Source organism: Fibrobacter sp. UWR2 (genome assembly GCF_002210285.1).
GTDB lineage: Bacteria > Fibrobacterota > Fibrobacteria > Fibrobacterales > Fibrobacteraceae > Fibrobacter.
In genome coordinates, this window is sequence record NZ_MWQE01000001.1 from 625570 (window position 1) to 651602 (window position 26033).

The 26033-nt window shown below is 54.7% G+C and carries 22 protein-coding genes; 5 read left to right on the forward strand and 17 right to left on the reverse strand.

Going from position 1 to position 26033, the window contains the following annotated elements; all coding sequences use genetic code 11:
* Positions 1-3: 3 nt before the first annotated feature.
* The 6 genes from B7994_RS02490 to B7994_RS02515 all read right to left on the reverse strand — a co-directional run bounded on the left by B7994_RS02490 (position 4) and on the right by B7994_RS02515 (position 7206).
* Positions 4-930 (reverse strand): MlaD family protein, encoded by a 927-nt coding sequence (locus B7994_RS02490; RefSeq protein WP_088636882.1) that lies wholly within the window; start codon positions 928-930, stop codon positions 4-6.
* A gap of 12 nt (positions 931-942) precedes the next feature.
* A complete protein-coding gene (locus B7994_RS02495) occupies positions 943-1725 on the reverse strand; it encodes an ABC transporter ATP-binding protein (RefSeq protein WP_088636883.1) in 783 nt (260 codons plus the stop codon).
* A gap of 9 nt (positions 1726-1734) precedes the next feature.
* Complete coding sequence (locus B7994_RS02500) at positions 1735-2793, reverse strand: ABC transporter permease (protein WP_088636884.1); 1059 nt, start codon at positions 2791-2793, stop codon at positions 1735-1737.
* A gap of 117 nt (positions 2794-2910) precedes the next feature.
* Positions 2911-3741, reverse strand: coding sequence for an FISUMP domain-containing protein (locus tag B7994_RS02505; RefSeq protein ID WP_088636885.1), 831 nt, complete (start codon positions 3739-3741; stop codon positions 2911-2913).
* A gap of 15 nt (positions 3742-3756) precedes the next feature.
* Positions 3757-5523 carry an FISUMP domain-containing protein gene (locus tag B7994_RS02510; protein ID WP_158213047.1) on the reverse strand — a complete coding sequence of 589 codons (1767 nt, stop codon included), beginning with the start codon at positions 5521-5523 and terminating at the stop codon, positions 3757-3759.
* Positions 5524-5640: 117 nt separating this feature from the next.
* The gene (locus tag B7994_RS02515; protein WP_088636887.1) at positions 5641-7206 is read right to left on the reverse strand and encodes an FISUMP domain-containing protein; all 1566 of its coding nucleotides are present in this window, start codon (positions 7204-7206) and stop codon (positions 5641-5643) included.
* A gap of 116 nt (positions 7207-7322) precedes the next feature.
* Between B7994_RS02515 and B7994_RS02520 the strand changes: the two genes are divergently transcribed.
* From B7994_RS02520 to B7994_RS02540, 5 genes are all read left to right on the forward strand, one after another.
* Complete coding sequence (locus B7994_RS02520) at positions 7323-8615, forward strand: class I SAM-dependent RNA methyltransferase (protein WP_233142954.1); 1293 nt, start codon at positions 7323-7325, stop codon at positions 8613-8615.
* A gap of 126 nt (positions 8616-8741) precedes the next feature.
* Complete coding sequence (locus tag B7994_RS02525; RefSeq protein ID WP_088636889.1) at positions 8742-9191, forward strand: hypothetical protein; 450 nt, start codon at positions 8742-8744, stop codon at positions 9189-9191.
* Between the two features lie 56 nt (positions 9192-9247).
* Complete coding sequence (locus B7994_RS02530) at positions 9248-10174, forward strand: hypothetical protein (RefSeq protein WP_088636890.1); 927 nt, start codon at positions 9248-9250, stop codon at positions 10172-10174.
* Positions 10175-10177: 3 nt separating this feature from the next.
* Complete coding sequence (locus tag B7994_RS02535) at positions 10178-10630, forward strand: hypothetical protein (RefSeq protein WP_088636891.1); 453 nt, start codon at positions 10178-10180, stop codon at positions 10628-10630.
* Between the two features lie 6 nt (positions 10631-10636).
* Positions 10637-12400, forward strand: coding sequence for a homocysteine S-methyltransferase family protein (locus B7994_RS02540; protein ID WP_144063716.1), 1764 nt, complete (start codon positions 10637-10639; stop codon positions 12398-12400).
* A 57-nt stretch (positions 12401-12457) separates the two neighbouring features.
* On the opposite strand, the gene B7994_RS02545 is transcribed toward B7994_RS02540, so the two are convergent.
* The 11 genes from B7994_RS02545 to B7994_RS02595 form a co-directional block, all read right to left on the reverse strand.
* Positions 12458-16045 (reverse strand): PD40 domain-containing protein, encoded by a 3588-nt coding sequence (locus B7994_RS02545; RefSeq protein WP_088636893.1) that lies wholly within the window; start codon positions 16043-16045, stop codon positions 12458-12460.
* A gap of 68 nt (positions 16046-16113) precedes the next feature.
* Positions 16114-16488, reverse strand: a complete 375-nt coding sequence (locus B7994_RS02550; RefSeq protein ID WP_158213048.1) for a type II secretion system protein — start codon at positions 16486-16488, stop codon at positions 16114-16116.
* A complete protein-coding gene (locus B7994_RS02555; RefSeq protein WP_158213049.1) occupies positions 16485-16826 on the reverse strand; it encodes a prepilin-type N-terminal cleavage/methylation domain-containing protein in 342 nt (113 codons plus the stop codon). Before B7994_RS02555 ends, B7994_RS02550 begins: the two co-directional genes overlap by 4 nt.
* On the reverse strand, positions 16813-17997 hold the full coding sequence (locus tag B7994_RS02560; RefSeq protein WP_088636896.1) for a hypothetical protein: 1185 nt from the start codon (positions 17995-17997) through the stop codon (positions 16813-16815). The genes B7994_RS02555 and B7994_RS02560 overlap by 14 nt, the downstream gene beginning before the upstream one ends.
* Before the next feature lie 25 nt (positions 17998-18022).
* Positions 18023-18496, reverse strand: a complete 474-nt coding sequence (locus tag B7994_RS02565; RefSeq protein WP_088636897.1) for a hypothetical protein — start codon at positions 18494-18496, stop codon at positions 18023-18025.
* Complete coding sequence (locus tag B7994_RS02570; RefSeq protein WP_088636898.1) at positions 18493-19014, reverse strand: hypothetical protein; 522 nt, start codon at positions 19012-19014, stop codon at positions 18493-18495. The genes B7994_RS02565 and B7994_RS02570 overlap by 4 nt, the downstream gene beginning before the upstream one ends.
* On the reverse strand, positions 19011-20189 hold the full coding sequence (locus tag B7994_RS02575) for a PilN domain-containing protein (protein WP_158213050.1): 1179 nt from the start codon (positions 20187-20189) through the stop codon (positions 19011-19013). The genes B7994_RS02570 and B7994_RS02575 overlap by 4 nt, the downstream gene beginning before the upstream one ends.
* Positions 20186-22075: a secretin and TonB N-terminal domain-containing protein gene (locus B7994_RS02580; protein WP_088636900.1), complete on the reverse strand. Its 1890-nt coding sequence runs from the start codon at positions 22073-22075 to the stop codon at positions 20186-20188. The genes B7994_RS02575 and B7994_RS02580 overlap by 4 nt, the downstream gene beginning before the upstream one ends.
* On the reverse strand, positions 22075-23445 hold the full coding sequence (locus tag B7994_RS02585) for a GspE/PulE family protein (RefSeq protein ID WP_088636901.1): 1371 nt from the start codon (positions 23443-23445) through the stop codon (positions 22075-22077). Before B7994_RS02585 ends, B7994_RS02580 begins: the two co-directional genes overlap by 1 nt.
* Positions 23445-23843 carry a carboxypeptidase regulatory-like domain-containing protein gene (locus B7994_RS02590; RefSeq protein ID WP_144063717.1) on the reverse strand — a complete coding sequence of 133 codons (399 nt, stop codon included), beginning with the start codon at positions 23841-23843 and terminating at the stop codon, positions 23445-23447. Before B7994_RS02590 ends, B7994_RS02585 begins: the two co-directional genes overlap by 1 nt.
* 242 nt (positions 23844-24085) lie before the next feature.
* A complete protein-coding gene (locus B7994_RS02595) occupies positions 24086-26002 on the reverse strand; it encodes a cellulase family glycosylhydrolase (RefSeq protein ID WP_088636903.1) in 1917 nt (638 codons plus the stop codon).
* Positions 26003-26033 lie beyond the last annotated feature (31 nt).

Sequence of the window (26033 nt, forward strand, 5' to 3'; positions counted from 1 at the left end):
TCCTTATTTGCGGCGGGTCTTCGCGGGTTCGCGGATGAGCGCGGAGGGATTGTTCTTGATTTTCTGGCTGAATTCCTCGAGGTTCTCGAGCACGGCGTTCAGTTCCACGATGGCTTCACCCACCTGGTCCTGGTTCTTGTAGACCATGCCGTCGAGCCGCTTCGAAAGCTGGCTGATGGATTCCATCGCCTTCGTCAAGATCTCATTCATCGCCTTCGTGTCGATGGCGTCGAGTTTTTCCTTCAGAATATCGAGGTCTTCGCCCGCCTTCGCGGCAATCTTCGCTTCTTCGATTTCACCCATCACGCGATGCATCGATTCGGCGGACTTGGAAATGTTGTCGATGGGCTTTGCCATGCCCTGCGTGACGCGCTTCAGGTTTGCCGTCACTTCTTCAAAATTCTTGATGGCCTTGCTCAGGTTTTCCGCATTTTCGGCCGAGAGTAGCGTGTTGACATTCACCAGCACGGAATCCACGTGCGCAACGATATTGCCCGCCTGGTTCGTGATGTGGTCGAAGTGCGAGACTTCCGCCGGCACGAGCCCGCCTTCGGGGACGTTCGGTTCCGAGAACGAGCCGCCAGCGAGCACCACCTGCTTTTCGCCGGTGAGGTTCATGCCCGCCGTCATGCCCGCGCGGGTGCCGATCTTGATAGGCGTGCCGTGAGTGACCTTGAAGGCGACAACGACCTCGTTCAGGTTTTCTTCGTTAATCGTGATGCGCGTGACGCTACCCACGTCGATGCCGTTCAGCTTGACCTTCGCGTCTACAAAGAGCCCATTCACCGAGGTGTCGAAGATGGTGTAGTAGTTGTCGTACTGTTCGCTCAGGTAGCGCTTGAGCACGTAGCCGAGGAATACGCAGATGAGTATTCCGCACAGTAGCATGAACGCGCCAAGTTTAATTCTTTCGGATCGGGTGGTTTCCATCGTTTCTCCGAATCAATCTATAAAATTAAAGTGGTAGAGTCCCTCGGAGTATTCCTCCTTGGGGCACTGCCGGTTGAAAAAGTGGCGTAACGTGGGGTCGTCGGACTCCATGCCTTCTTGCAGCGTGGCGTCCTTGAGCACGTAGCCGTCTTTTAGGTACACAAATCGGTCACAGATAATCTTGATGCTCTCGAGTTCGTGGCTCACGATGACCATCGATACCTTGAGCGTGTCGCGCAGTTCGAGTAGGAGTTCGTCGAGGGAACGTGCCGTCACCGGGTCGAGGCCTGTAGATGGTTCGTCACAGAAGAGCAGTTCCGGCTTGAGCGCGATGGCGCGTGCGAGGGCTGCGCGCTTCTTCATGCCGCCCGAAATTTCGCCCGGGTACTTGTGGAAGGCGTGCAGCAGGTGCACCTTCTCCAGACGGTCGGCGACAATCGCTTCCATTTGGCTCTTGGGCATGTAGGGCATGCTGCGCTTGAGCGGGAGCATCGCGTTTTCGGCGATGGTCAGGTCCGCGATGAGGGCGCCGCTCTGGAAGAGCACTCCCGTGCGCATGCGGGTCTCGCTGTCGAGACCTTCCTTTGCGCCGAAGGTCTTGCCGAAGTAGGTGATGGTACCTGCGTCGGACTTGATGAACTTCAGGATGTTGTTCAGGAGAGTCGACTTGCCGCAGCCCGAACTCCCGAGCACCATGCGGATTTCGCCACGCTTTACGCCGAAGGAAATATCCCTCAGAATGGACTCGCGCCCGTAACTTGCCTTCAGGTGGTCTACTTTCAGGATTTCTTCCATTGCTGCTCCCTAGTAGAATATGAAGGCGAAGAGGGTGTCGGCGAGCACGATGCAGCAAATTGCGGCGACCACGCTCGATGTGGTTGCCTTGCCCACGGCTTCTGCGCCGCCGTGCGCGTTCAGGCCCTTGTTGCAGGCGATGAGCGTCACTATCCAGCCGAAGACGAGAGCCTTGATGCTGCTCTTTAGGAACGTGATGGGCGCAATGCCGTCGCGGATGCCCATCATGTAGTTGGAAAACGAAATGTCGCAGAAGAAGTACGCGATGAGGAACCCGGAGAAACACCCGAAAATGGAGGCGCAGAACGAGAGGATGGGAGTCGCGACGCTCATGGCGATAAAGCGCGGCACCACCAGGTACTGCACCGGCGGGATAGCCATCGACTTGATGGCCTTGACTTCTTCGCACACGCTCATGTTCGCGATTTCGGCGGCGACGGAACTGCCGGAGCGGCCTGCGAGGATGATGGTCGTGAGGAGCGGGCCGATTTCTGCGAAGATGAGGAAGCCGAGACCCGAGGCGAGGTAGGAGCCGCCGCCTACCGCATTCAGCATGATGGAACTCTGGAGTGCCATCGTAAGGCAGATGAGGGCGACCATCAAGAAACATATTCCCATGGCTTCGCTCCCGAGCTTGAACATCTGCTTGGCGACACCGCCGAAATGGATCTTGCCCTTGTCGAACGGCCCGAAGATGGTCCAGTAGATGGACATGAACAGGAGCGTCAGGACCTCGAAGGTCTCCTTGATGACGGCGAAACCGATGCCGCCGAGCATCTCGAGGACGTTGTTCGTACCCTTCGCGGGCCTTGCGGGCGGTTCCATCTTGCGGAGTGCCGAAAGGTGCGCCTTGATGTCGGCGTTGAAGTGGGCGAGGGTGAGCGTGTTGCCCGTCTTTTCGGAAAGTTCGGCGAGGAGCGCGAAAAACGCGTCGCCGCTGTAGTCCATGCTTGCAAGGTTGCTCCCGTCAAGGCACAGCGCGCCGCTACGGAGTTGCTTCTTGCAATTCCTCAGCAAGTCTTTGCTGTTCGCCGCCGTAAGCGTATCTGGCAGGAGGATGGTCGTCATGGTGCAAATACGGGCGAAATATAGAAAAATACACCAAAAAATGCCCGCTTTCGGCCATTAATGCGATAGCGGGCGTGTTTTGCCGACAAAGTGCCGTTGTTTTTTGGGCTAAATGCGCTAGTCCTTCACGCAGCGGACAGGATTACTTGATCTTTTTTCGGGGGTATAATACCACGCGTTGTTGTTGAATATATCCAAATGTATGGCGTATGCGTCTGTCGAATAGTAAGATGTTGATGTCCATATTTCCGTTGAAAGGCGTGGAATGCATGCAACACCTACACGGATGTCCCAATATGTGCCAGAAGCAAGTGCGGAAAAGCCGTAAGTGTCTTTTCCTCCATATCTTTTTTTGTCATCATAATTGACTTGAGTTTCCCAATCCGGGCTTCTGGATTTTAAATGTTCGCCTGCGATTGAGTCGCCACCTGCTGTGTTAATCAAGATTCTCCATTCTGTCGAGTCTGGCAGGTGCCAGCCACTTGGACAAATGCCTCGTACTGGATAAGTTGGAGTGCATCCGTTTCCTCCACAACCTTTGCCGTTAGTACTCCAAGTCCCAATGCTGTCCATGGCTGTACTCCATGGGTAAAAACGCCCGTATCTTTCGCAGTAAATGGCTGAATCATTATAACAGAAGCTACTTGAATCATAATCCCATACTTTGCGCAAGTCTCGGTAGTTCAGATTTTCTGCCATCCAGGTTTGGTCCCCAATTTTTACGGTCCTGTATGTTTGACCGTCACGGTCGTCAACCATCTCACCGTACGAGATTCTGGGGTTAAATTGGTCTACGATGGTGTAAGGTTCCGTTGTGCTGGAATAATTCCTTGCTATGCTCGACGAAGACTTTGCGCCATCAGGGCGCGCGATAAAATCGCTGTCGTCGTCCCCACAGGCGGCGAGGAACGCTGCGCATGCAAATGCGGTGTAGAGTGAGTGCTTCATTTTATCCCCCCCCTTTTAGTCCTTCACGCAGCGAACGGAGTTGGCATATGATTTGCGACTGCTTGTAAAATCCATTCCGGCGGAAGATTTTAGCTGATAGCCTGAAAATGCTGACGGTTCTGACATAGTGCCATTTTCTGGGTAAAACCAGAATGTCATGTTGTCTAAATCAGCGAATTGATGATTACGGTTATGACCAGCTCCGATTAAGCTGTATCCGGTTAGATTATTCCCGCCAAAGGATATAGCTCGAATATTTTTTTCTTCCTTATTGGCCGTTAATACAATGACATACTCGTCATAGGTCAGCATGTGCCAGCCTTCAGGGCAGATGCCCCGGTGATTTTCCTCGATAAGGTCTTCGCAAGCGTCAACATTGCAGCGACTCGGCAATTGCATCATCTCGGCCCACTGGTAAAGGCCGCCGTACTTGTCACAGTTGGTCGTGTCGTCATTGTAGCAGTAGCGTTCAATATTCTCATCGTCGCTCTGGTCTTCTGTTCCCGGCACATCGATGCCGATATTCAGGTTTTCGGCCATGACCGTTACCGAAACATCTTCGTCACCATCTTTTGCGTTAATCGTGAGATAGTAATACGACCTTCCGTTTCGTATGTCGGTAAATTTCTTGTACGCGCCGGAGTTCAGGCTGTCTGCAAAAAGATCGCTCTGATGGTCATAAGGTGTATACTCGCTAGAGCTCGACTTCGGTGTGATGCTGGACGAAGATGCTGTTTGAGCAGTATCAATCTTGATGCAACGAATGTAACGCTTGTTGTATGGTTCAGTCTGGTAATAAGCTGCCTTGTCGAGATCGTCAGACATAGCTACATAATCAACTAATCTGACATATGTGGTAGTATTGGGATTGCTGGCCCAAAAAGATGCGTCGTTACCTATGAGATAGAATATTCCTTCTTCGAAACGTCCTCCCGGCAAGGCCGTGAACGATGCTTCGTCTGTCCCGTTGCCGTCGTTTAGCCAATCAGATGCGGATTTGAGGGCTTTGCCGGCAACATCCTTGCCTCCAACCTTACCAAACAAAATACTCCAATCGATGGTTGAAGGAATTCTCCATCCATCTGGGCAGATTCCGTATGTCGGAGAAACTGGTCGGCACGACAATGCGTTATATCCGCAGCCCTTGCTGTTTGTACTGAATTCGCCAACGCTGTCTAAGGCTGTTGCCCAGGTGTAGAGCAAACCGTACTTAGTGCAGAAGCTGGTGTCATCGTTATAACAGGAACTACTTCCTGTTCTGAAGTTCAGATTGTCCCTCATCCAAACCTGATTTCCGATTTTGACCGTTCTGTATGTTTGACCATCGCGGGCGTCCTTAAAGCAGTTTTCGTCGGTACCTATATCGCAGTGGGAGAGCAATGGGGTTGTGTAGCTCGAACTCGACTTTGCGGAGCTGGACACGCTTGTCTCGCTGGAACTCGACTTTCCACTGGATGAAGACTCTGCGGAACTACTGGATTTCCCGCTGGACGAGGATTTGGCGGAACTGCTGGACTTTGCGCTGCTCGAAGATGTTTTCTTGGAAGACGAGCTCGACTTTCCCGTATCGATGGTTTCGAACCAGTGGTCGCCATCGCATTCGTAGTCCGTTTCGAGGTCTCTTACGTAGACCTTTTCGCCCATGAGGTCGTCGTTGCACTCGAACTCCTTGAGCTCGTCCATGTCTGCCACTTCGCCGGGCAGCTCGGGGACTTTCGGGATGAACGAGTCGTCATCGCCGCAGGCAGTGAGGAGAAAGAGGCTTGCGAGAAAAAACGTCACACCGACGTGCCGAAGGCACAAGCGTGTCCATGGATACACTTGCACACTTGCGCTAACGCGCTTCGGTGCTGCGGTATGACGTGTGTAGAGGGAGCGCTTCATTTTATTTCCCCCCTTTTAGTCCTTTACGCAGCGGACGGAGAGCCAGTTATATCGGCGATAGAAATTCAGGCCCGCGTCGTCGGCTCCGTGCACCAGGTACATGCGGAAGGCGTAAGAGTAATCATCGTGCATGGATGCTGTCCAGAAGCCGGTGCCGAAGCCGAGATTTCCGATAGCGGTACCGATATCTTCATCATAGTAGCCGGCCGGGAGCGCACCGAAGCCGAATGCATCGGTTCCATTGCCGTCGTCAGCCCAGCCTTCGGTTGCCTTGAGTACCCTTCCGGCCTTTTCAATGCCACCTACCGCGGCGAAAAGCGTGTCGAATTCGAAAGCCGTAGGCAAATGCCAGCCTTCGGGGCACGAGCCGCGCAGCGGCGACTTTAGCCTGCAAGTAGACATGCGGTATCCGCATCGGTCTGCGTCGTCGCTCCAGGTGCCGGCACTATCCAGGGCTTCGCTCCACAGGTAGAGCCGTCCGTATTTTTCGCAGTTTTCGGGCAGGTCGCCTGCACATTTGCTATTCGGCGTTTCGATATTCAGGTTCTCCGCCATCCAGGTCTGGGAACCAATCTCGACGGTCTTGTACGTTTGCCCGTCGCGCTCGTCCGTGAGCGTGCCGTATTTCCCGGAGTATGCAGGTTCCTTCGAGGTATCTACCTCTCCCTTGACGCAGCGGACATAATATGTATATGTTTTCGGTCTATCCCAAATATAGGCGTCGGCGCCGATGTTATCAAAATTAATAATGTATGCATTGTCGTCCGTCGGTTCGTCCGATGGCGTAGCCCTGGTGGAAGACCAGTAGCTTCCCGTGTACGCAGAAAAGCCGTAGTCATTGTGCCCGCGGTTCATGAAGGGGCGCAATTCCAGTACGTAAGATGCGTTGTTGGTAAATGCGGAGCCTCCGGTCGTAGTGGCTATTAGCTTTTCGAGTTCGAAGAAAGAGGGAAGGTGCCAGCCGGCAGGGCAGGCGGACATTGCCTCTTCCCAGGTGTACTTGTCTTTGTCTTCGTACTTGAGGTCGTCGGCCATCCATTCCTGGTCACCGATTTTTACCGTCTTGTATGTTTTGTCGTCGCGCTCGTCCGTGAGTTCGCCGTATTCGCAATTGTCTTCTGATTCCGTTTGGCAAGCCTCTGCTCTGGGGAGCTTGTAATAATCTTCGACGTAGGCGGCAGAAGAACTGGAAGCCTCGGAACTGCTCGAGGGCGAGAGCCAGCCCCATTTGTCTAGGTATTCGTCGTGGGTGCAGACGAGTTCGCTGTTTTCGGCGTAGCGGGCAAGGCCTATCTGGCCTTCGCGGGATGCGTCGCAGGTGGTGTTGAACGCTTCGGCGAAGGTGTCCCATACGAAGTCGTACTTGGAAAGGTCGCCGGAACTGCTGGACGATGATTTCGCGGAACTGCTCGTCGTGGCAGTCCCTTTCTCGCTCGATGAAGATTCATCGTCGCAGTCGTCGCAAATGGACGAGGACGAGTCGTCGGTGTCGCGCGGGGCAAAGCTGCTGTCGTCGTCACCGCAGGCGGCGAGGAGAGCAAAAGATAAAATAGACGGGATTAAGAAAGCGTAATGTTTCATTTGTGTTTTCTCCTTTTTGAAAAAGATACTTTTTTTTTCACCGCCACTTTTGCATTTTTGCGCTCCAAGACATGCTTTTTGCCCTTGCGCAGGGCTGTTTTTCTATCTTTATGCCCATGTTCCGCCGTTTTGACAAGCCGGGAAGGCCGCGCAGGCCACGCCCCAAGCGCCCCGAGGTTCCCCGCGAGGTGTTCGAAGCCCGCATCGAGAAGATGGTGCAGGGCGGCGAAGGTATGGCTCGCCTAGCAGACGGCCGCGTGTGCTTTGTCGCGGGCGCGTTGCCGGGTGAACTCTGCAAGGTGGCGGTGACGTTTACGAAAAAGGATTTTTCCCGCGGGCATGTTGTGGAAGTGCTGGAAGGGGCAAACCCCGACCGCGTAGAAGCGCGCTGCCCGCTGTACGGCAAGTGCGGCGGCTGTAGCCTGCAACACCTGGATAGCGAAAAGCAGGCGGAATACCTGGCGCAAGTCGAACGCGAGAACTTCCGGCGTATAGCCCGCATAGAACTGCCCGAAAGCTTTATTGTGCATACGGGCCCCGCGTGGGGCTACCGCAACCGTGCACGTGTCGTCGTGGTTTGCGACCAGGCAGGCGACAAGCCGATTGTGCGTTTCGGGTTCCGCAAGCAGGAAAGCAACAGCGTTGCGCTGTTCAAGAACTGCCCCGTATTGACGCCCGCTCTCAACGATTTTTTGCAGGGCAAGGCGCGCGAGATTTTTGCGGGCAAGTTCCGCCCCGGCCGCGAGATGGAAGTAAACCTTTTCGATAACGGCGCGGGTGAAATCTCGTACTATTACGAGGGAATGCCTGCCCGCGAATTCAGCGAGAATGCGGTAAGCGTCGCCGAAATATGCGGCAAGAAAATCGAGGCCGACGCAGGCGTGTTCTTCCAGAGCAATCTCGCGCTGTTGCCCGCGCTGGTACAGTCCGTGCGCGATGCCGTGGACGAGGGCCTTGCAAGCGGCGAGGCGAGCGACGAATGGCTCATCGACCTCTTTAGCGGGGTTGGGTTCTTCGCCGCGATGCTCCTGGACAAGTTCAAGCGCGTGACGACCGTGGAACGCGAGGAAAAATGCCTTAAGCACGCAGAAGTTAATTTATCTGCATCGCGCGACAATAAAATCGAAAATGTTTCCGCCCCGGCCGAGGAATGGTTGGCGCAGAACGTGGTGGATATCCCCGCGACACTTATCGTGGACCCGCCGCGCACGGGCCTCCCGAAGGAGGCTCTCGATGCCATCGCCGCATCGTCGGTGAACCGCCTGATTTACGTGTCCTGCCACCCGGTCACATTGGCCCGCGATACGGCCCTCCTTGCCGAAAAAGGCTTTAAAATCCGCCGTGCGGATGCCTTTGCCTTCTATCCGCAGACTCCCCACCTCGAAATGATGCTCGTTCTGGCCCGCTAGGGATGGCCTAAAGCTGTCGAAAAACGCCAAAAAACGTCGCAAATTGTAAAAACTCCGCAACGGATATGGCAATTCTAGGGGATTTTGCTAATTTGTCATATAGGTATTTTTCCAGGGAGGCTCAAAATGAATAAACTTGCAAAAATCGCCCTTCTCTTGGTGATTGCCATGGGGGCATTTTTCTCGTCTTGCTCTACCGAGGACCCGCATATCGTGTGTGGCCGTGAATGGAATCCGGCCCTGCAGCTGGTGGCCGATACGACCAGCGAATTTGAACTTATCAACCCGATGATCGTGCAGTTCCGCTACGGCACGGGTTTTGACTTCCCGACGCTCAAGATCGCCTTCTACGAAGGTACGGAAAAGAGCAAGGGCCGGGAAATCTGGAATTACGAAACCAAGGTGAACCAGAAGGTAAGCGTCTACACGCTCCAGGGCCACTCCAAACGCGGGGGGCTCATGACGGCTGCTGAACTTACGCGCCACAGGGCTCCTGGCCCAATTGTCATCGAGGCGACCTCGGGCGATAGGCTCCTTGCCGTGAAAGAGATTATGCTTGTGAAGAACAAGCCGTAGTCTACCGGCCTTCTGGATGTGTTCAATTGCGAAAATAGATTCGCTATGGGAGATTCATGCTTTATAAAAAAATCATCGGTGTCTTAGGTCTTTTGCCTGCAGCTTTCCTTGCTGGGTGCGGGGAATCCGAGGTAACCCTCAACTACAAGCTTGCACAGCCTGTGGACGTGGAGGTCTATACCGAAAGTTACTTCGCGACGATTGACCTGAAGGGCGAAGAGCAGATGGGCACGATTACTGCTGCCTATGTGGACTTGAACTATTCGACATCGGGTGATACTACGAAGGTGAAGCGCTATTACAGGGTGAATAATTCCCGCGGCTACCTTAAGAACTTCATGCCCTCGGAACTTGCCTGGCGCGTGAAGGAAGTGGACCTTGCGGCAATTGACCGCGACGTGATTGCTGTTGAAGGCCTCGACGATGGCTACGACACGCTGCTCGCGCATATCCCGATGCCCGAACGCTGGCGCAAGCAGCTCCTGAACCCGGATTACAAGCCGCACCTGAGGCGCCTCGAAAAGCACCGCTGGGAAATGGACCACCTGCTTACGGGAACCGTGCCCGTGAAGGCGAACATCACGCAGATGCTCAAGGACCAGGGCCGCCTCAATTTCGCCCTCATCAAGATAGATTCCGTGGTGACCCGCGGGTTCGAAAACCGCGACCACCGCCATTGCCTGGATTACAAGATTTACTTGCACGAAACAGAAAGCTTCCCGTACTACATCTGGGAGCAGCACGTGAACAGCAAGATTGTTCCCGAGAAGTTCATGGCCTACACCAAGGGCCACAAGGCTGAATATGATACCGAATACGAGGTGATGATGGACCCCGAGACGGGCGTGCCCTGCCAGGAACGCGAAGTGAAGGTGGGCAAGCACACCATGGTGAACCCCGTAACCAACGATACGGCGACCTTTGTAAGCCATATCACCCACGAACGCCTCTACAACATCAAGCGCGGCGAATCTGCGGAGTAGTTTATGAATCGTTATGCCCGCATTGCCTGTGCCTTTTTTGCTGTTGCTGTCGCGGCGCTTTTTGCGGGCTGCACATCGCACCCGTCCCCGCAGCAGACGATGGTCGACGACCGTTACATGATGTACAAGGAAACGTACAGGGCGTACAAGGAAGCCGAGGAACGTTACTTGAACCTGCTCTTCAATATCGAGCGCATGCCCGAAGAAGAGGAACTCTGGATAATGAAGCGCGAACAGATGCAGGAACTTATCCAGCTGCGCGATCTCATGCTGCAGGCGCGCGGGGAACTTGACGACGCGATGAAGGACTGGGAAACTCACCTGATGGAGGTGCAGTCCGAGGTGAAGAAGGCGCAAATCCAGCAGTATAATCCGAATTTTAAAGGCCGTGACGGTCAGCGCACGAGCCCTGGGCAGTTGCTACCCGGAGAGGTCCCGAATACCCGGAGAAGGTAGGTTGTCGTGAATCTTTCTCAGGCCTACCAAGATCTGGCACGTGCGTGCAATGGACGTATTCTCGTCATGGACGGGGATTTCGGTTCGCAGCTATCGCTCCAGATGCTCAAGGAGAAGGATTTCCGCGGGGAAATGTTTGCGGACCATTCGGTAGACCTCATGGGGAACGATGCAATCCTTTGCGTTACGGCGCCGAACCGTGTGAAGAAGGTTCACCGCGCATACCTGGAGGCGGGCGCTGACATTATTCGTACCAACACGAACAATGCGACATCGTTTGGGCAATCTGCGTTCCGCCTGGAGAACATGGCGTACGATATCGCGAAGGCCGGCGCGGCAGTTGCCTGCGAAACGCTTGCAGAATACAATGACGACGTGCTGAACTGCCGTACAGGGAAGCTTGGCCAGGTCGTGGAACGCAAGTTTGTCGCGGGCTGCATGGGGCCGATATCTTGTGCCGAGGGCGAGGGCTGTGCATGCGGGTTCCGCGACCTGGTAGATGCCTTCGCGGAACAGGCGCGCGGGCTTCTGGACGGAGGCGCGGATATTTTGCTTTTAGATGGCGTGAACGACGCGCTGAACGTGAAGGCCGCGCTGTATGCGATAGATAAGGTGTGCAACGAGCGTAATGAACTTGTCCCGATTATGGTTTCGGGAATGGTTTCGGAACCCGGGGGGCGCATGACGTCGGGCCAGACGGTGGATGCCCTGCGGTACAGTGTGAGTAGTTTCCCGGTGTTCTGCATCGGGCTGGAGGGCGCCGGTGACGAACACGACGTTTTCCCCTACCTGAAGGGCATGGGGAATGCTCCTGTCCGCATGAGCGTAATGGAAGGTGTCAATCTCGGGGCAGTCAAGCCGCATGATAGCGAGTCGGTCAAGGAATGCGCGAAAAGGATTTGGCGCTATTCCGACGACGGGCTCGTGAGTATTGTCGGTGGTGACCGCGGAGCTGGACCCGATACGGTGCGGTTCTTTGTAAAGGCGTTGAAGGGGTGCCGTTCGAGGCGTGTCCCGGCGCGGCGCTACAACATGCTCCTGAGCGGGCTCGACCCGATGGATATTGCGAACGAGGGCCCTTGCGTGATGGTTGGCAAGGAAGACGGCGTGAAAATCCTTGCGGTAAACCTGGATGCGGGTGGCGCTATTGCCGACGCGCACCTTTCCCGCATTCCCGTGATGGTGGAATCCGCGAAATGGGACAAGCTTGTTGCTGGCATGGAATGCGTGCAGGGCAAGGGTATAGCCCGTTCTATTAGCCTTGCCGAAGGCGAAGAAGTGTTCCTCGTGAAGGCTGCCGAAATCCGCAAGCGCGGGTTTGCCGTAGTTTGCTTTGCCGAAGACGAAAATGGCCCTGCAGAAACGTTCGAGCGCGAAACCGCCATTGTCGAACGCATGTACCGCCTGCTGGTGGGCAAGCTGAACTTCCTTGCCGAAGACATCGTTTTTGAACCGAAGATGCCTGCTGAAGACCCGGTGAACATGCTTTTCAAGGTGTGCCGCTACGTGAAGGCGAACTTGCCTTATGCCCATGTGCTGGGCGATGCTTCGATGCTTGGGCTTGCTTTTGATGACGAAGAAATCCAGGCGGGGCTGCGCTCGGTCTTTTTGCACCATGCGAAAAAGGCCGACCTTGACTTTATCGTGATGGATGCGGAAAGGTTCCCGGTTTACGAAGAAATTCCGTACAGGCTGAGTTGCCTGCTAGAGGACTGCGTGCTTTCTCGCACTCCTGACGCAAAAGCAAAACTCATTGCGTCAACGAAGTGAGCATTATTGTCATCCCTGCTTGTATGATTGTCATCCCCGCGAAGGCGGGGATCTCCCTTACTGCCAGCTATTGACGAATCCCATTCCTATCGCGAACTTGATTCGTGTGGGCGAGGCTACATCCGGGAGTAGCGGAACATCGATGGGCGAGGGCTTCCAGCTGCCGTCCCTTCCGTTCTCGTCGCCGATGCGGCTGAGGGCGCGTGCGAACGTGAGCGAGATGTCGAACGGAATGCTATAGAAAATCTTGTTGCTCCACCGGAACGAGAGGCCGACGGAACGGTCCCAGAAATCGTGGTCAGTGAACTTGTCCGTATCGAACCACTTGGAATTCCACGCAGCACCAATCTGTGCGAAGGCGTCGATGTAGAATCCGCGGGTCTCGAAAATCCAGAATCCCTTGCGCCAGTCGTCGTAAATGGGGAATAGGTAGTGGAGTTCGGCCATGGCGGTCTTGGTGCCTGCGCGCGTATAACTTTCGGAATTTCGCAGGTAGGGGTAGCCTTCGAGCAGTACGGGACTGTAGTAGTACGAGTCGAGCGTATCCTCTTTCGCGTCGGTATCCCAATGGAAAATTCCGGCGAGCTTGGCGCCTGCGGCAAGGCGTGCACCGGTGAGCGGGCTCTGGATGCTGCCGTAGAGGTTGATGCCGAACTCGTTGATGTTGAAGTTCCTGTACTTGGGCTTGATGGAACCGCTTTCGGTGACGTAGAAACTTTCGGCGAATGTACCCGGGCGGTAAAGGTTGCTGTTGGAATACTGGTAGTATGCTGTAATGCCGTTCCCCTGGCCGCTGATTCCCGTGCCGTCTTCGCCTTCTTCATCGCCGTAGAGCCCGAAGAGCGCCATCGCGGTGAAGCGCTTCTGGTATGTCCACGAGAAGTTGTCTTCGTAGAGGTTGAAGTCTGCCCAGTCGTAGCCGAGTGCAATTTGCAGGGTGTCGCTTGACTTGAATATGCTGTAGCCTGCTCCACCTACGATTGCCTGCATCGGGATGGCGTAATGGTCCATTCCCAGGCTATCGCCGTCATGTTGGCGCACATCCTCGTAGCGGACGGTGTCCATGCTCGTGTAGTTCGCATATGTGTAGCTGAGTGCGAAGTCAATAGGCGTGCTGTGGTTTTCCCATGCGACGAAGAATTCCTTCTCCTGCTTGGGGTTGAGCCCGTCGGTGTTTATGTAGTCGAAGCCTTGCCCGAGTTCAAGTAGGAGCCCCAGCTGGATGGTGTTCTTTTTGAGCGGGTCGGAAAGGATGACTGCTAGGCCCGCTTTCGCCTTGAGCTGGCCTTCGCCGAAGACGGTCAGGTCGGGGGCGTTCTCGTTGAAGGAGAGGATGGGGATGAACATCGGAACGGTCGGGATGGGCTTGTAGTCGCGCTCGGCGCCAGCGAATTCGCGGTCTTCGAGTTCGATATGCTTCTCGATCTTGGGCGGGAGCGTTCCCTTGAGCACGATTTCGCTCGGGGCGGGCCTCTGCGTGATTGTGTATGTCGTGTCGTACACCTTGATAATGCTGTCGCGCATCGTTACAGTTGGCTCTGTCGTGCAGTTTGCGAGCGCCGCGATAGAGTCAACCGGGGCATCTTCCTTCGTCATCCCCGCGGATGCCCCTTCCTTCGTCATCCCCGCGGAGGCGGGGATCTTTGTAGAATCAGTTGCTTCGCAGTTGTTCCAGGCCGTATCGGCGACCTGCAATACGCTGTCGCGTTCCGTCACGTTCACCGTCGTGTCGTTTACCATCGCGACTGGAGTGTACTGGAGCTTGTAGAGCGAGAATCCGTCCTTGTCGTACTGCGTAAAGTAGAGCGTGTCGCCTGCGAGTACCGGCGTGAATGCGCCACCGACCACGTTCGTGAGCGGGCGCTCGTTCCCGGTATCGATGTTTTTCTCGATGAGGTTGAATATCCCGTTCCTGTTGCTCGCGAACACGATCTTGCTGTCGTCAATCCAGTTCACGTCGCGCTCGTCGTAGCCTTCGGTGCTCACGACCTTCATGTTCTTGCCGTCGGCGTCTATCACGGCGATTCCGCGATGCACGTCGTCGAAGAAACTGAAGGCGATTCGCTTGCCGTCGGGGCTGTACTTGGGGCTATAGATATTGTAGTACCTGAATTTCGCGTCGGGCACGTAGATGTCTATCGGGTCTTCTGCCGTGTATTCACTGAAGTCTGCGGTGAAGGGGACCTTGCTCAAAACGAAGCGCGTGCTGAAGGGTTCGCGCCGCACGAAGGCGACTTCGTTCCCCTTGGGGCTGAATGCGGGGTAGACGGCATCTACAAGGTAAGTCAGAGTAAGCTTGTTCTTGTTCGTGTCACTCACGGCGATGTCAAAGTGCGCGTGTCCGTCCTTGTCGCGGTTCTGGAACGTCACGTAGGCAAGAATCGGGCCTTTTTCCGGGGCGTCGTACACGTCGATGCCCTTGTCGAACCAGGGCTTCTTCGCGCGGAACCCGCTCTTCGCGTAGTCGCTAATGTCGATGGTGGAGTCGCCTTCCTCTTCCTCGATGGAAATCTGCCCGATTTCGACACCGTCAACTTTTTCATTTTTCTTCGTCATCTCCGCGGAGGCGGGAATCTTATTCGCGGTAGAGTCCTCGGAAGCGGAATCAGGTTCTAGCGGCATCTTGAAAACCGCGCCGTCGAACCACGGCCCGCCAAAGTTGGAAACGCCGTAGAGGTTCTTGCCTGCGACTACGGGGAAGTCCTGCCAGAAGGCTTCGGTAGTTAGCTTCTTGCCTTCGACGAGTGGCCCGAGGGAATCCTTCTGCGCCTTGTAAGCTTCGGTAATTTCTTTTTTCCAGGCTTCGTAGAGTTCTTTTTCGCCAATTCCGAGAATTTTCTTAAGCGCTCCGTCGAGTGTTACGCGGTAGGGATTCGAAAGCTCCGTCCAGATTTTCGGGACGGCATCTTCACCGTAGTGCTTCGCGATGTAGCGTACGAGTGCGAACCCCTGCGTGTAGGGCCCGAGTTCGGCAAACAGCGAATTGTCGGCAAAGTCGTGCATGTATTCGAGCGGGAGCAGGGTATCGTTCAGTGCGGCGACGCGCAGTAGCATGTCGCGGTGGCTGTCCCAGGCGTCAAACCCCATGCGGGCGGATTCAAACTGAGCCGTGCCCTCGGCAAACCAGAGCGGCTGCAGCGTAAAGGGGACAAAACTTGTGAAGTCGCTGGTGATGCGCTCGTTGTAATAGTCGGTGTAGCCGATTTGCAGGCCGTAGATATTTGGGAGCAGCTTGCTACCGTTTTCGATACTTACCAAGTGGCTGAATTCGTGCGTGATGACGTCGGCAATCCAGCCGTGGCTGCTGCGGACCTTGAAATCCCAGTTGGTGAGCCACAGGTTTAGCGCGTTTTCACTCGGGACGGCACTGCCGTTGCTGTAGAGCGCGTTATTGAGCACGGCGTTCACGCGGCCCGGTAAATCCTTCTTGTAGCGGCCCACGACAGAATCGTAGACGGCTTCTGCATACGAAGAAAGGCGAGAGGCGTGCTCGGTATATTCCTGCGGGTAAATAAACTGGAAGTGCGTCGTGCCGGCGGTCTTCCACTTGATATCGCTCTGGTTACCGTAAAAACCGGCAGCATTCGCGGCTACCGCAAGGAGTGCCGTAGCACAACACAAAAATTTCTTCGCGTCAAAAAACATTCTACCCCTAATTTAGGAAATTCGGGCCCCTGCGCCCACTTTTTGGGCACTAAAAAATTAACTCAGGGCTATTTTGCAAGGACTGTGCTGAACCCAACGAGTTTTTTTGAACTCGAATCCAGCTTCCCCAGGTAGTAAACGAGTACGCGACTGTGGTCGAGAACCTTGCATTCAAGCCCTGCGGCAGGGACTGTGGGCTGTTCAAAATTGCTCTGATCGGCCTTGAAGGTGTACTTGCCTCCTTTGCATTCGCCTTCGTAATCCAACAGGGCGCGCTTCAGCTTGCTTTTGACTACATTGTACTCGAAGTATTCGTCGTGCTTTTCGACCATGGCTTGCTTGGCCTTGATGGCTTGCAGGTAGTAGTTCATGGCGAATGTCGAGAATATCCCGGCTACGCTTATGGTTACTACAAGTTCAATGAGCGTGAATCCCTTTTTCATTTTTTGCTCCTGAACCTGCAGAGGTGCTGTGCCCTGGTGGTGTCTGCTTTGTTGCGTATGGAAACTGCCGTCGCGCATGTTTCCGTATCGAAGCTAGATACTATGCACTTTATTTCCCAGTGTATGCCGTTGCCGTCGATGTGCTGGTATGTAGTATCTTTCAGTGCCGGGGCCGATAACAGCGTTATCTTGGAAAGTTCTGCTCCGTAGTCGTTTACCCAGGCCTGGTTTTCGATTTTCCCCGGGTACAAGAAGCTGAACATCGCCACGCCCGTAGTTGTCAGTACGGCAAAACTGACGAGAACTTCCATGAGTGTAAATCCCTTACAGTTTTTCATACGAAGCATCGCCCCCCATGTGGAAAATATCGGGCATGAGTATCGTTATGGTAGAATCCCTTTCGAACGATGCCTTGCGTAAAAAGTTCCGCCAGCGGGTGCCGCCTTCGTCGAACCCGAAATCCCAAACAATGGTGCTGCCCTTCAGCGTTCCCTGGAAATTGACCGTGCCCTTGCTTACTAGGTTCCCGACGATATTGCACTTGTCCGAAATACGTACGGGAACATTCGGCATGGTTTCGTCCCAGTTGTCGCCGACAAACATGACCAGGGCATTTTTTGCACGCAACATTTCGATGTCCATGGTGCCTGTGTATTCGGCAGGCCCGGTCTTGCGCCCCTGCAGGATCAGCTTCAGGGGGAGTTCCTGTTCCTTGCGTAAGTTTACAGATAAAGTATCTTGCACGAAAACTACGCCCGAAATGGAGGCATTTTCGCCAAGTTCGGCGGTACGTGCCTTTATTTGTGCCTTCTTGAAAATGGAATTCCCGATAATCTTGATGGATTCCGCATTGATGGAGCACCTGTCGCACAGGGCGTCCCCCTGGACGATGACTTTTTTGCAAACTAAATCATTTGGAATTCTGTCTTTTGCGTCGAATTCACAGAGCCGTTTTTTGAAAACAGAATCAAACTGGTCGCGCGTGTTTTGCGGAAAATACTGCAACGAATCGAACAGCGTGAAAACCTTTTCAGAAAAGACGGTATCGTACGATGTCGACTTGTCGGCCATCATCTTGTAATGCGAACTGTAGTTGACCTGCCCGCCGGGGATGGCGATTCCGCCCTTTATCTTGGAACCCTGTGCCAGCGCGAGCGTGGCGTTTTTTGAAAGCACCGTGACGGCGGGGAGGTTTGCCTGCACAAAGCCAGAATACACAGAAGATTCCTCCAGGGAATCCTTGGAGAAAATATCGAGCAGGGCGTATGCCCCTTTTTGCTTGTGCGAAAGCGAAAAGCGAATGTTTCCGTCGGTTGATTGGTAGGCGAGGCTGTCCGTACGCCAAGGTTCCTTGCTCGACTGTAACTTGACGAGCGAGTAGTCCAGCGCGCTTTCGATATCCAGTTCCGCCTGGCTTTTTACATAGCGGTGGAACGATTCAATCCTTTCGGACTTTATCATCGTAAAAATGGCGAGGCCGATATTGCCTGCAATCAGCAGGACAATCATTGCCAGGGACAAGGTGTAGCCGTGTTTACGGCGCAAGTTCCAGCGTCCCGCCGTCATACGCTATGGTCACCTTGTCGGCACTGATGGATTCGATATGGACATTCCAGATATCTTGCCCGACGCTCACCACGGCAGATTCCCCGTTGTGCTTGAGGATAGCGACGGGGTTGTCGCCCGGGAGGATAGCGTCTAGCGTAATTCTGGGTTTTGGCTTTACCGGCTTGGGCTTTTCGACAACGGTGTCGCGGGCAACTTCCTTGACCACCTTGACTACGGGCTTGGGCGCTGCCGGCTGTTCGAACGGGTTGCGGATGCCCTTGGTGTCGAGCGTCTGGTGCTTAAGGCGGTCAAGCAGATCGTTGAATTTCAGGTCCTTGCCGACTTCAAGGCTGCTTGCCTGTTCCTGCGTGGGGCTGTCCTGGTTTCCGGTGAGCTTGTACAAAAGCGCTCCCCAAAAAAGGAGGGTTACCGCGACGACGAGGGCGATAAACTTGTTCATTGTTCACCTCCCAGTACGGCAAGCCTGACTGCGGCAGTAACCTTGCCGCTGCCGTTACCGCTCATGTCAATGGAATTTACAGAAATGCAGAAGGCCTCGTTTTCGAGGGCTTCGATGAACCTGAGGAAATCGGTATATTCCGAAACGGCCTTGAACGAAACAGGGTATTCTATGCGGCCGTCCCCCTTCAGGGATTCCTGTGTGGTGAGGTCAATCATGTTTACGTTGTTCTCTGCCGCCTTCCCGTGAATCATCATCAGGATTTCGGACGACGAGACGGATGTACGGACAAGCGAATTGATTTTGCCCGAGATATCCCGGTACTCGCTGAGCAGGGAATCTGCCGAAATTTCTTGCTTCGAGGCAAGTTCGTACAGCTGGCGCTGGCCCTTGAGTTTCTGGAAGTTTGACGATTCTTCCATAATGTAGGGCACGCAGATGCCCAGTATGGCGGCAAGCGCTGCGGCGATAACGAGCACCGTCAAGAAAATGTACTTGTAGCGGTAAAGCTTGTTCACATTGCCTCCGCTACGATGTCAAAACGGATTACAGGTTTCCGCCTGAAGGTTGTCTTTTCGGTTGTCCGTAACCGCACGTTCACAAAGTTGTTCGACTTTTCAAGAGCCTGGAGCGTTGCCGAAATCTCGTTCGCGTTTGCGGCGAGCCCCTGGATGGAATGGACTTTGCCGTCTATTTTCCAGTGTGTAATCCAGGAATCCTGCTGGATGGTTTCGCCGACGAGCGCCATTTTTGATGCGGTCCTGGAGCGGTGAGCCAAAAATTTGCGTATGCGTTCGGTGCGCTTTTCCAGGTCCTTTACCAGCTCGTTGAATTCCTTTTCGTTTTGGAGTTCTTTTTCGTAGGCAATGCGGTCTTTTTCGTTGCCGGATTCTTCAATGTGGTTGATGATTCCGATAGCGCCTGTGCCGAGGAACGACAGTGCAACGAAAATGGCCGCAACCTTCAAGGTCTTGCGGAACAGCGAGGCTTCGTGCAGGCGCTTCATGCTGGCGGCATCGGGCAGGGTCGAGAACGCCGGCATCGCGGTGGTCTTGAAAACCCAGGCGTCGTTTGCGACAGCGGGAGCGAGGCTTGCCTCAAAATTTTCTACGGGGGCGTTTTCTATCCCGTATTCGCTGGTCACGAAATTCTTGAGCGATTCGACGGAGCCGCTCCCTTTTGCAATGCGGTAGTAGGCTCGGAATTCGCCGTCGGTAAAGGCCCACAGGTCAGAACTCGATTCCTGCTCCTGCACAAAAATGGAGTTGCCGTCGGGGGCGGATTCTAGCGAGAGTGCCACCTTGTAGCAGACGGCGGGCGTGTGCAATAAAATCTTGAAGCCCGCGGCTGTCACCGATTCTACCGCCTTCTCGACGCTCTTTTTGGCGGCGACTACGGTAAAATCTCCAGAAACGGAATCAACGAACTCGAAATTTTCGGTTTCAAAACCCGGAAGCGTGAAGGATTCTTTTTCGAAGACCACCTTGACGGGCGTGACATCGTCTATAAGGATGACGCCTTCGGCCGAGCCGCCGTTCACGTTCTGGTAATTGCGGCATGCTTCAAGCGTGCCGCTGAAGGTGCATTCTACAACAGGCTTGCCCCTTCTTTTTACGACGCGCGAAATGCTGGCGGAGTTCTCGTGGACCTCTAGGCACCACCAGAATCGCCCCATGAAAACGGAGAGGCTCATATCACCCCTTCTTTTTCCAGCTTTTCGATTTCCTTTTTCACGTCTACGCTGCCTTCCTTGCCGTAGTAGATGTGCGGAGTGACGAAAATAAGCAGCTGGCTCTTCGACTTGACTTTTTCGACGTTCCTGAATAACCATCCGATAATGGGGAGGGAACCGAGGAAGGGGAATTCGCGGTAAACGTCGTTCTGGCTTTCCTTGACCATGCCGCCGAGCACGATGGTTTCGCCGTCGAGCAGGCGTACCGACGATTTTACGTAGCGCTTGTTCAGGGTAGGCGGCACTTCGGAACTGAACGAACCTTCGGGCTCCGAGAAGTCCGGCACGATTTCGCAAGTGATTTCGCCTTCGCCGGTCACGTAGGGGGTCACGGTGATGTTCGAGTTCGCCTCGATTTTTTCGAACCGCTGCGTTGTTTTTGCAGTCACGGCGTCGCCCTGGTTGTAGTCCACTTCGGAACTCAGCATGTAGTACTGCGTCTGGCCTATAGTGAGTACGGCCGTTTCGCCGTTGAGGGTCGCTATCTGTGAGCGCGCCTTCACGTCGAGAATTTTTTCCTGTTCCATCGCCTGCAGCTTGAGCACAAAGTCCTTCGGGACGGAGATGATGTCGCCGAGCCCGATGCCGTTGAACAGCCTCTGCACCTGCTTGCGGTTGAATGTCTGGTCGACGCTCGGGAACAGCGTCTCGGACCCTTGCACCTTCGCGGCGTCGCCGAACAGCATGTTCATGCCGTGGCTGTGGCCCTTTTCCATATCCATGTCTACGACGAGCACTTCGATAAGGATTTGCGCGACAGGCAGATCCATCTTTTCGACATACTGCGAAATGGCGTCGAGCACGTCGTAGCGGCCTACCGCCATCAGTGCGTTCTGGGATTTCACCACCTGAATCTGTGTGTTCTTGGTGAGCGTTGTGGGCAAAAGCTTAACGACATCTTCGGCCTTCAAGTGCTTGAGCTTGATTAGGAGCGAGTTGTCGGCGGTCTGCATTTCGTGCGGGCCAATGAAGTACACGCCGTCGCGGCTCCAGAAGGTGTAAGATGTCCCGCGGAACAAGAACTTGAGCGCGTTCTCGACAGAAATCTTTTCGACATGTGCCGATACGTTGCCGTCGAGCTTGCCGTAGACCATGGCGTTAATCTTTGTCTGGGCGAGGATTTCGCTCACGAGGTTCGAAAGCGGGGCCTCGATGGCGTCGATGCTCAGGAGCGAATCGGCATACTTGACCTTGAACTTGCCAGAAGCGTCGCTCTTGCCGCCCATGGTCCAGTTCGCCTTGGTAATCACGTACGAGCCCTCTTCTTCGACGGCGTCAAGTTCCAGGCTACGCGCGATATACTGCATGGCCTTGCCGAATTCCATCTCGTTTATGAACAGCGTAATCGGCTTCTCAATGTTCTGCTCCACGAACACGTTCTTGCCGGTAATCTCCATGACCTTGCGGACGAGCACGTTGAGGGGCGCGTCTTCTACATCAAGCGAGAGCTTTTCGTTTTCCCACTTGACTTCGAACTTTTTCTCGGGCGGCTTCGGTTTTTCGGGCTCGGGTGGCACGGGCTTGTACACGTGAATCACGCCATTCTCGATGCGGTATTCGTAGCCGTTGCCTGTGAGCAATACCTTGAGAGCGTCCTTGAGTGGCTGGTTGTTGAAGTTGACCGTCACCGGGCCCGAGACGTCCTTCTCGAGGAAAAGGTTCAGCCCGTACTGCACCGCCATGCCCTGCAGCAGGTCGCGGATTTCGGTGTTCTTCACGTTCAGCTTTTTCACCACGAGCGAGTCGGGAATCGGGAGCGCGGGGAGTTCCGGCTTTACCGGCGCCTGTGCAAACGCGGTAACAGTGCAGAGCGCGATTCCCAAGATGAGCTTCAGTATAGTATTCATTATGCGACAACCTCCGAGGCGACTTCTGCCTCTGTCGTAAGTCCCAGTGCGATTTTTTCGTGGCCGTCGTCGGCAAGGGTCTTCATCCCGAGTTCGATGGCTTTCTGTTTCAGTTCCGATACGGATTTGCGCGCGTGTATCATTTCGCGCAGGGGTTCGCCCAGCCGTAGAATTTCGTACAATCCGAGACGCCCGTGGAACCCGCTCCCGCCGCAGTTCAGGCAGTTCCCGCCCTTGCCGCCGCACTTGGGGCAGGTCCTGCGCACAAGCCTTTGGGCCACGATGCAGTTCACTGCCGATGCCACGAGGAACGGCTCGATGCCCATGTCCGTAAGGCGTACGATAGCCGAAGCGGCGTCGTTAGTGTGCAGCGTCGAGAACACGAGGTGCCCGGTCAGGGCTGCGCGGATGGCGAGTTCTGCGGTTTCGCTGTCGCGGATTTCGCCCACCATGATAACGTCCGGGTCCTGGCGCAGCAGCGTGCGGAGTGCGGCCGCGAACGTAAGGTCGATTTTCGGGTTCACCGCCGTCTGCGTGATGCCTTCGAGCTTGTACTCGATAGGTTCCTCGATAGTGGAAATGTTCAGTTCGGGCGAACGGATCATCTGCAGCAGCGTGTAGAGCGTCGTCGTCTTGCCCGAACCCGTGGGGCCCGTGATGAGGAACATCCCGTAGGGCTTGCGGATTTCGGCGTCTACCTGCGCGATGTCCTTCTCTTGCATGCCGAGGGAATCGAGCCTGTGGATAATCTGCCCCTTGTCGAGCAGGCGGAGCACCATCTTCTGCCCGTAGTCCGTGGGCAGCGCCGATACACGGATGTCGACCGCCTTGCTCCCGTCGTCAAAATGGATGCGCCCGTCTTGCGGCCTGCGCTTTTCGGCGATGTCTATGCTCGCCATGATTTTCAGGCGCGATGTAACCTCCGCGGCTTGGCGCACGTGGAGCCTGCGGGCCAGGTGTAGCACGCCGTCTTTACGGAAGCGTACATTGTATGACCTTTCCCCCGGTTCAAAATGGATATCCGAGACGCCTGAGTGCATGGCCTCCTGTATAATCTCGTCGACCAGGCGGATGACCGGCGAAGAACCCGCCTGCCTGCCGTTAGCCTTGAACTTGGAATCCTTTTCTACGAACGTCGCAATCCATTCCAGAATGTTAGAAGTGTCTGCCTCTACAGGAACGACTAGCATCCCCGAGGCCATCTGCAGGTCGGCCACCAGGTCGTAGTCGTAAATGTCGGGCATGGCGACCGAAAGCCTGTTGGCCGTCTCGTCCAGCGCTACAGGAAACACGCAATAGCGTTCCATGAGCTCGCGCGGGAGCGTGCGGAGACATTTCCCGGGAGGGGGTGTCTTGAGAACGAACGGCATTATTCCGAATCAGTCGTGGAATCGGCCGATGCCGAATCCTTGGGCGTGAGGGTGAGGTTCAGGGTACGCAACATTAACGACAGCGATGTGTCGGATACAGTCACGACATCTACAGTATCGGTGGGGATGTAATCCTTCTTGGTTACGATAACCTGGTTCACGTAGCTTTCGAGGGAGGGGAAAACGACCCTTCCGGCGTCGTTTGTCTTGAGTTTGCGTTCGGTTTCATCTTCGCCCGTAAGTGCGACTTCGGCGCCCTCGATGGTTTCTCCGGTGTAACTGTCGCGCACAAGGACCGTGTAGCGTACGGGAACCCTGCTGCTTTCGGCATTCTGGAGGCATGCTGCGAGCTGGAGCAGGGGGAGGCAAAGGAATAGCATGTAGAATCGTGTGGGCATGGTGGTCCCTCGGGGTAAACCTTTTAATTTGCCCAAATTTAACTTATTTGCTTTGTAGACAAAGTGATTAGTTTAGTTTGGATGGATTCGATGACTGCAGTTTGTAATGAAAAAAATCATTTGTAAGTATCGAGAACTTATTTTGTAAGAAAAATGAAAGTTTTGGGCTGGGGCTAAAAAAAGAACCGTGCAGTTGCCCGCACGGTTCGTTGTTTATTAGGAGGAGTACTCGATTAGAATCTTTACAGGCCGTAGGCTTCCTTCATGCCATCGATGAGCTTGGTGCCCTTCACGCCGTCTTCGGAATCGAACAGGGCGAAGCCGCCGGTGTAGCCCCAGTGCGTGAGCGGAATCTGGAGCGTGTCGCTGATAGTCCTCATGGCGGACATGTAGTTCAGCACGGACTGCTTGTCGGTCTTCAGGTTGTAGGCGCCGAACTCGTTGATAATCACCGGGACATTGTGTTCTATGGCCCATTTCTTTGCCGGGACGACACTCTTGAGGATGGCTTCCATGCTGCCAGTCCTGTTGTAGTTCTTGAGGCTGTTCTTGATGTGCGATGGGGTGCTCTTGGTTACACCGAAGTCGGCGCTGTATTCGGACCATTTTTCCTTGTCGTAGGGGAACATGAGGTTCTTGATGGTCTTGGTCTCGGCCCAGCTGGCGCTCTGGTGCGTGAATATAAACGGTTCGTAGGTATGGATGGCGTAGATGACGTTGTCGTCATTCAACGGTTCGCTCTTCGAAAGTACCGAGATGGAGTACCATTCCGCATCGCCAAAGATGATGGTGTGCTTTGTATCGACTGTGCGGATGGAGTCTACGTCTTCCTGGGCGGCTGCGTGCCAGGCTGGGGATTTTACGGCGCCGTTTGTCATGTCGGGCTCGTTCAGGAGTTCGTAGAAGATGTCTTCGCGCTCGTTGCTTGCGTAGTGAGCCGCCACGTGCTTCCACACGTTGGCCATCATCTTGATGTACCTTGCGTTCTTGGAACTGGTGATGTTGTAGCTGTTGTCGTATTCGTGGTAGTCGATTACGAACGACATGTTGTGCTTGCCGGTCCATTCCACGAAGGAGTCGAGTACGGCGAACAGGTTCTCGTCGTCGAACTTGAGTTCGACGGTGTCGGTAGTGTCGGCCACGAATTCATCGCGGTTGGTGGCGTAGCTGTCGAGGTCGATGGGGAAGCGCAGCGACTTGATTCCGTTATCGGCCATGAGCTTCACGTCGCTCTCGTCGAACTTGAATTTGCCCTTGAAGTAGGCCTTGTTTTCTTCAAGCCAGTTGGTGATGTTGATGCCCTTGTTGAGGTACTTCATCGCCTTTTCCTGGAGCGGACTGCTGATGGTGAGATCTTCGGGGATTACCACCGTGGGGATGATCGGGTCCATGATTGTCATGTCGGGTTTGTCCTTCTCGACTTCACTCGTGTCCTGGAAGTAGAGATTGTCAATCGAGAGGGAGTCGGTTACCTTGTCGCCCTTCGCCTGGAAGCTGACGGCCCTGATGTGGAAAGGATCGAATGCGACTTCTTCACCCCAGCCGCCCTGGGCCAGGTCCTTGAAGCGGATGGACACCTGCTTCCATTCTCTGGATGCGGGCACGGTTGCGAGATGCACGTCGTAGTCCGTCACGTCGGTGGTTTCCACGTGGATTTCGTGCTTGCCGCCCTTGTACCAGTAGCTGATGCCGCCAAAGTTGCTGCAGTCGATAGCATCGGGAACAAGGAGCCCCCAGCCCACGTACGGGTCGTAGGCGTAATCGCCCTTGTCGAGCGTGTAGTTGACGGTAAATGCGTACAGGGAACCGTTGTCTGTTGCCGTGGGGAGCGGGTCGCCCTTCTCTGTTACGTTCGGGGTCGTGATAACGGATGCACCGCCGTTGTCGTGATCGTCGTAAGTGTACCAGCCCGACCCGATGAGTGTGCTGCCGTCACCGTCTTCGAGGTCGTCGATGAGCAGGCCCGTTCCGGTGACAGGCGGAATCTGGGCGGAGGTGTCTGCGACGGACGAGGAACTCGGGTCGACAGCGGCTTCGCTGGAGGGGGTGTCGGGGTTTTCGTTGACAGGGCGTAAGCCGGAATCGGAATCGCCGCAGGCGGCAATAAAGAGTGCGATTACGCTTGCGGTCGATGTGGTAATGAGTTTCTTGAAAGACATATTAGCCTCGCATGTTATTTTACAAACATAA

Coding starts and splice junctions, on each gene's coding strand:
- B7994_RS02490 (WP_088636882.1), bottom strand. CDS start 930: ATGGAAACCACCCGATCCGAAAGAATTAAACTTGGCGCGTTCATGCTA.
- B7994_RS02495 (WP_088636883.1), bottom strand. CDS start 1,725: ATGGAAGAAATCCTGAAAGTAGACCACCTGAAGGCAAGTTACGGGCGC.
- B7994_RS02500 (WP_088636884.1), bottom strand. CDS start 2,793: ATGACGACCATCCTCCTGCCAGATACGCTTACGGCGGCGAACAGCAAA.
- B7994_RS02505 (WP_088636885.1), bottom strand. CDS start 3,741: ATGAAGCACTCACTCTACACCGCATTTGCATGCGCAGCGTTCCTCGCC.
- B7994_RS02515 (WP_088636887.1), bottom strand. CDS start 7,206: ATGAAACATTACGCTTTCTTAATCCCGTCTATTTTATCTTTTGCTCTC.
- B7994_RS02520 (WP_233142954.1), top strand. CDS start 7,323: ATGTTCCGCCGTTTTGACAAGCCGGGAAGGCCGCGCAGGCCACGCCCC.
- B7994_RS02525 (WP_088636889.1), top strand. CDS start 8,742: ATGAATAAACTTGCAAAAATCGCCCTTCTCTTGGTGATTGCCATGGGG.
- B7994_RS02530 (WP_088636890.1), top strand. CDS start 9,248: ATGCTTTATAAAAAAATCATCGGTGTCTTAGGTCTTTTGCCTGCAGCT.
- B7994_RS02535 (WP_088636891.1), top strand. CDS start 10,178: ATGAATCGTTATGCCCGCATTGCCTGTGCCTTTTTTGCTGTTGCTGTC.
- B7994_RS02545 (WP_088636893.1), bottom strand. CDS start 16,045: ATGTTTTTTGACGCGAAGAAATTTTTGTGTTGTGCTACGGCACTCCTT.
- B7994_RS02550 (WP_158213048.1), bottom strand. CDS start 16,488: ATGAAAAAGGGATTCACGCTCATTGAACTTGTAGTAACCATAAGCGTA.
- B7994_RS02555 (WP_158213049.1), bottom strand. CDS start 16,826: ATGAAAAACTGTAAGGGATTTACACTCATGGAAGTTCTCGTCAGTTTT.
- B7994_RS02560 (WP_088636896.1), bottom strand. CDS start 17,997: ATGATTGTCCTGCTGATTGCAGGCAATATCGGCCTCGCCATTTTTACG.
- B7994_RS02565 (WP_088636897.1), bottom strand. CDS start 18,496: ATGAACAAGTTTATCGCCCTCGTCGTCGCGGTAACCCTCCTTTTTTGG.
- B7994_RS02575 (WP_158213050.1), bottom strand. CDS start 20,189: ATGAGCCTCTCCGTTTTCATGGGGCGATTCTGGTGGTGCCTAGAGGTC.
- B7994_RS02580 (WP_088636900.1), bottom strand. CDS start 22,075: ATGAATACTATACTGAAGCTCATCTTGGGAATCGCGCTCTGCACTGTT.
- B7994_RS02585 (WP_088636901.1), bottom strand. CDS start 23,445: ATGCCGTTCGTTCTCAAGACACCCCCTCCCGGGAAATGTCTCCGCACG.
- B7994_RS02590 (WP_144063717.1), bottom strand. CDS start 23,843: ATGCCCACACGATTCTACATGCTATTCCTTTGCCTCCCCCTGCTCCAG.
- B7994_RS02595 (WP_088636903.1), bottom strand. CDS start 26,002: ATGTCTTTCAAGAAACTCATTACCACATCGACCGCAAGCGTAATCGCA.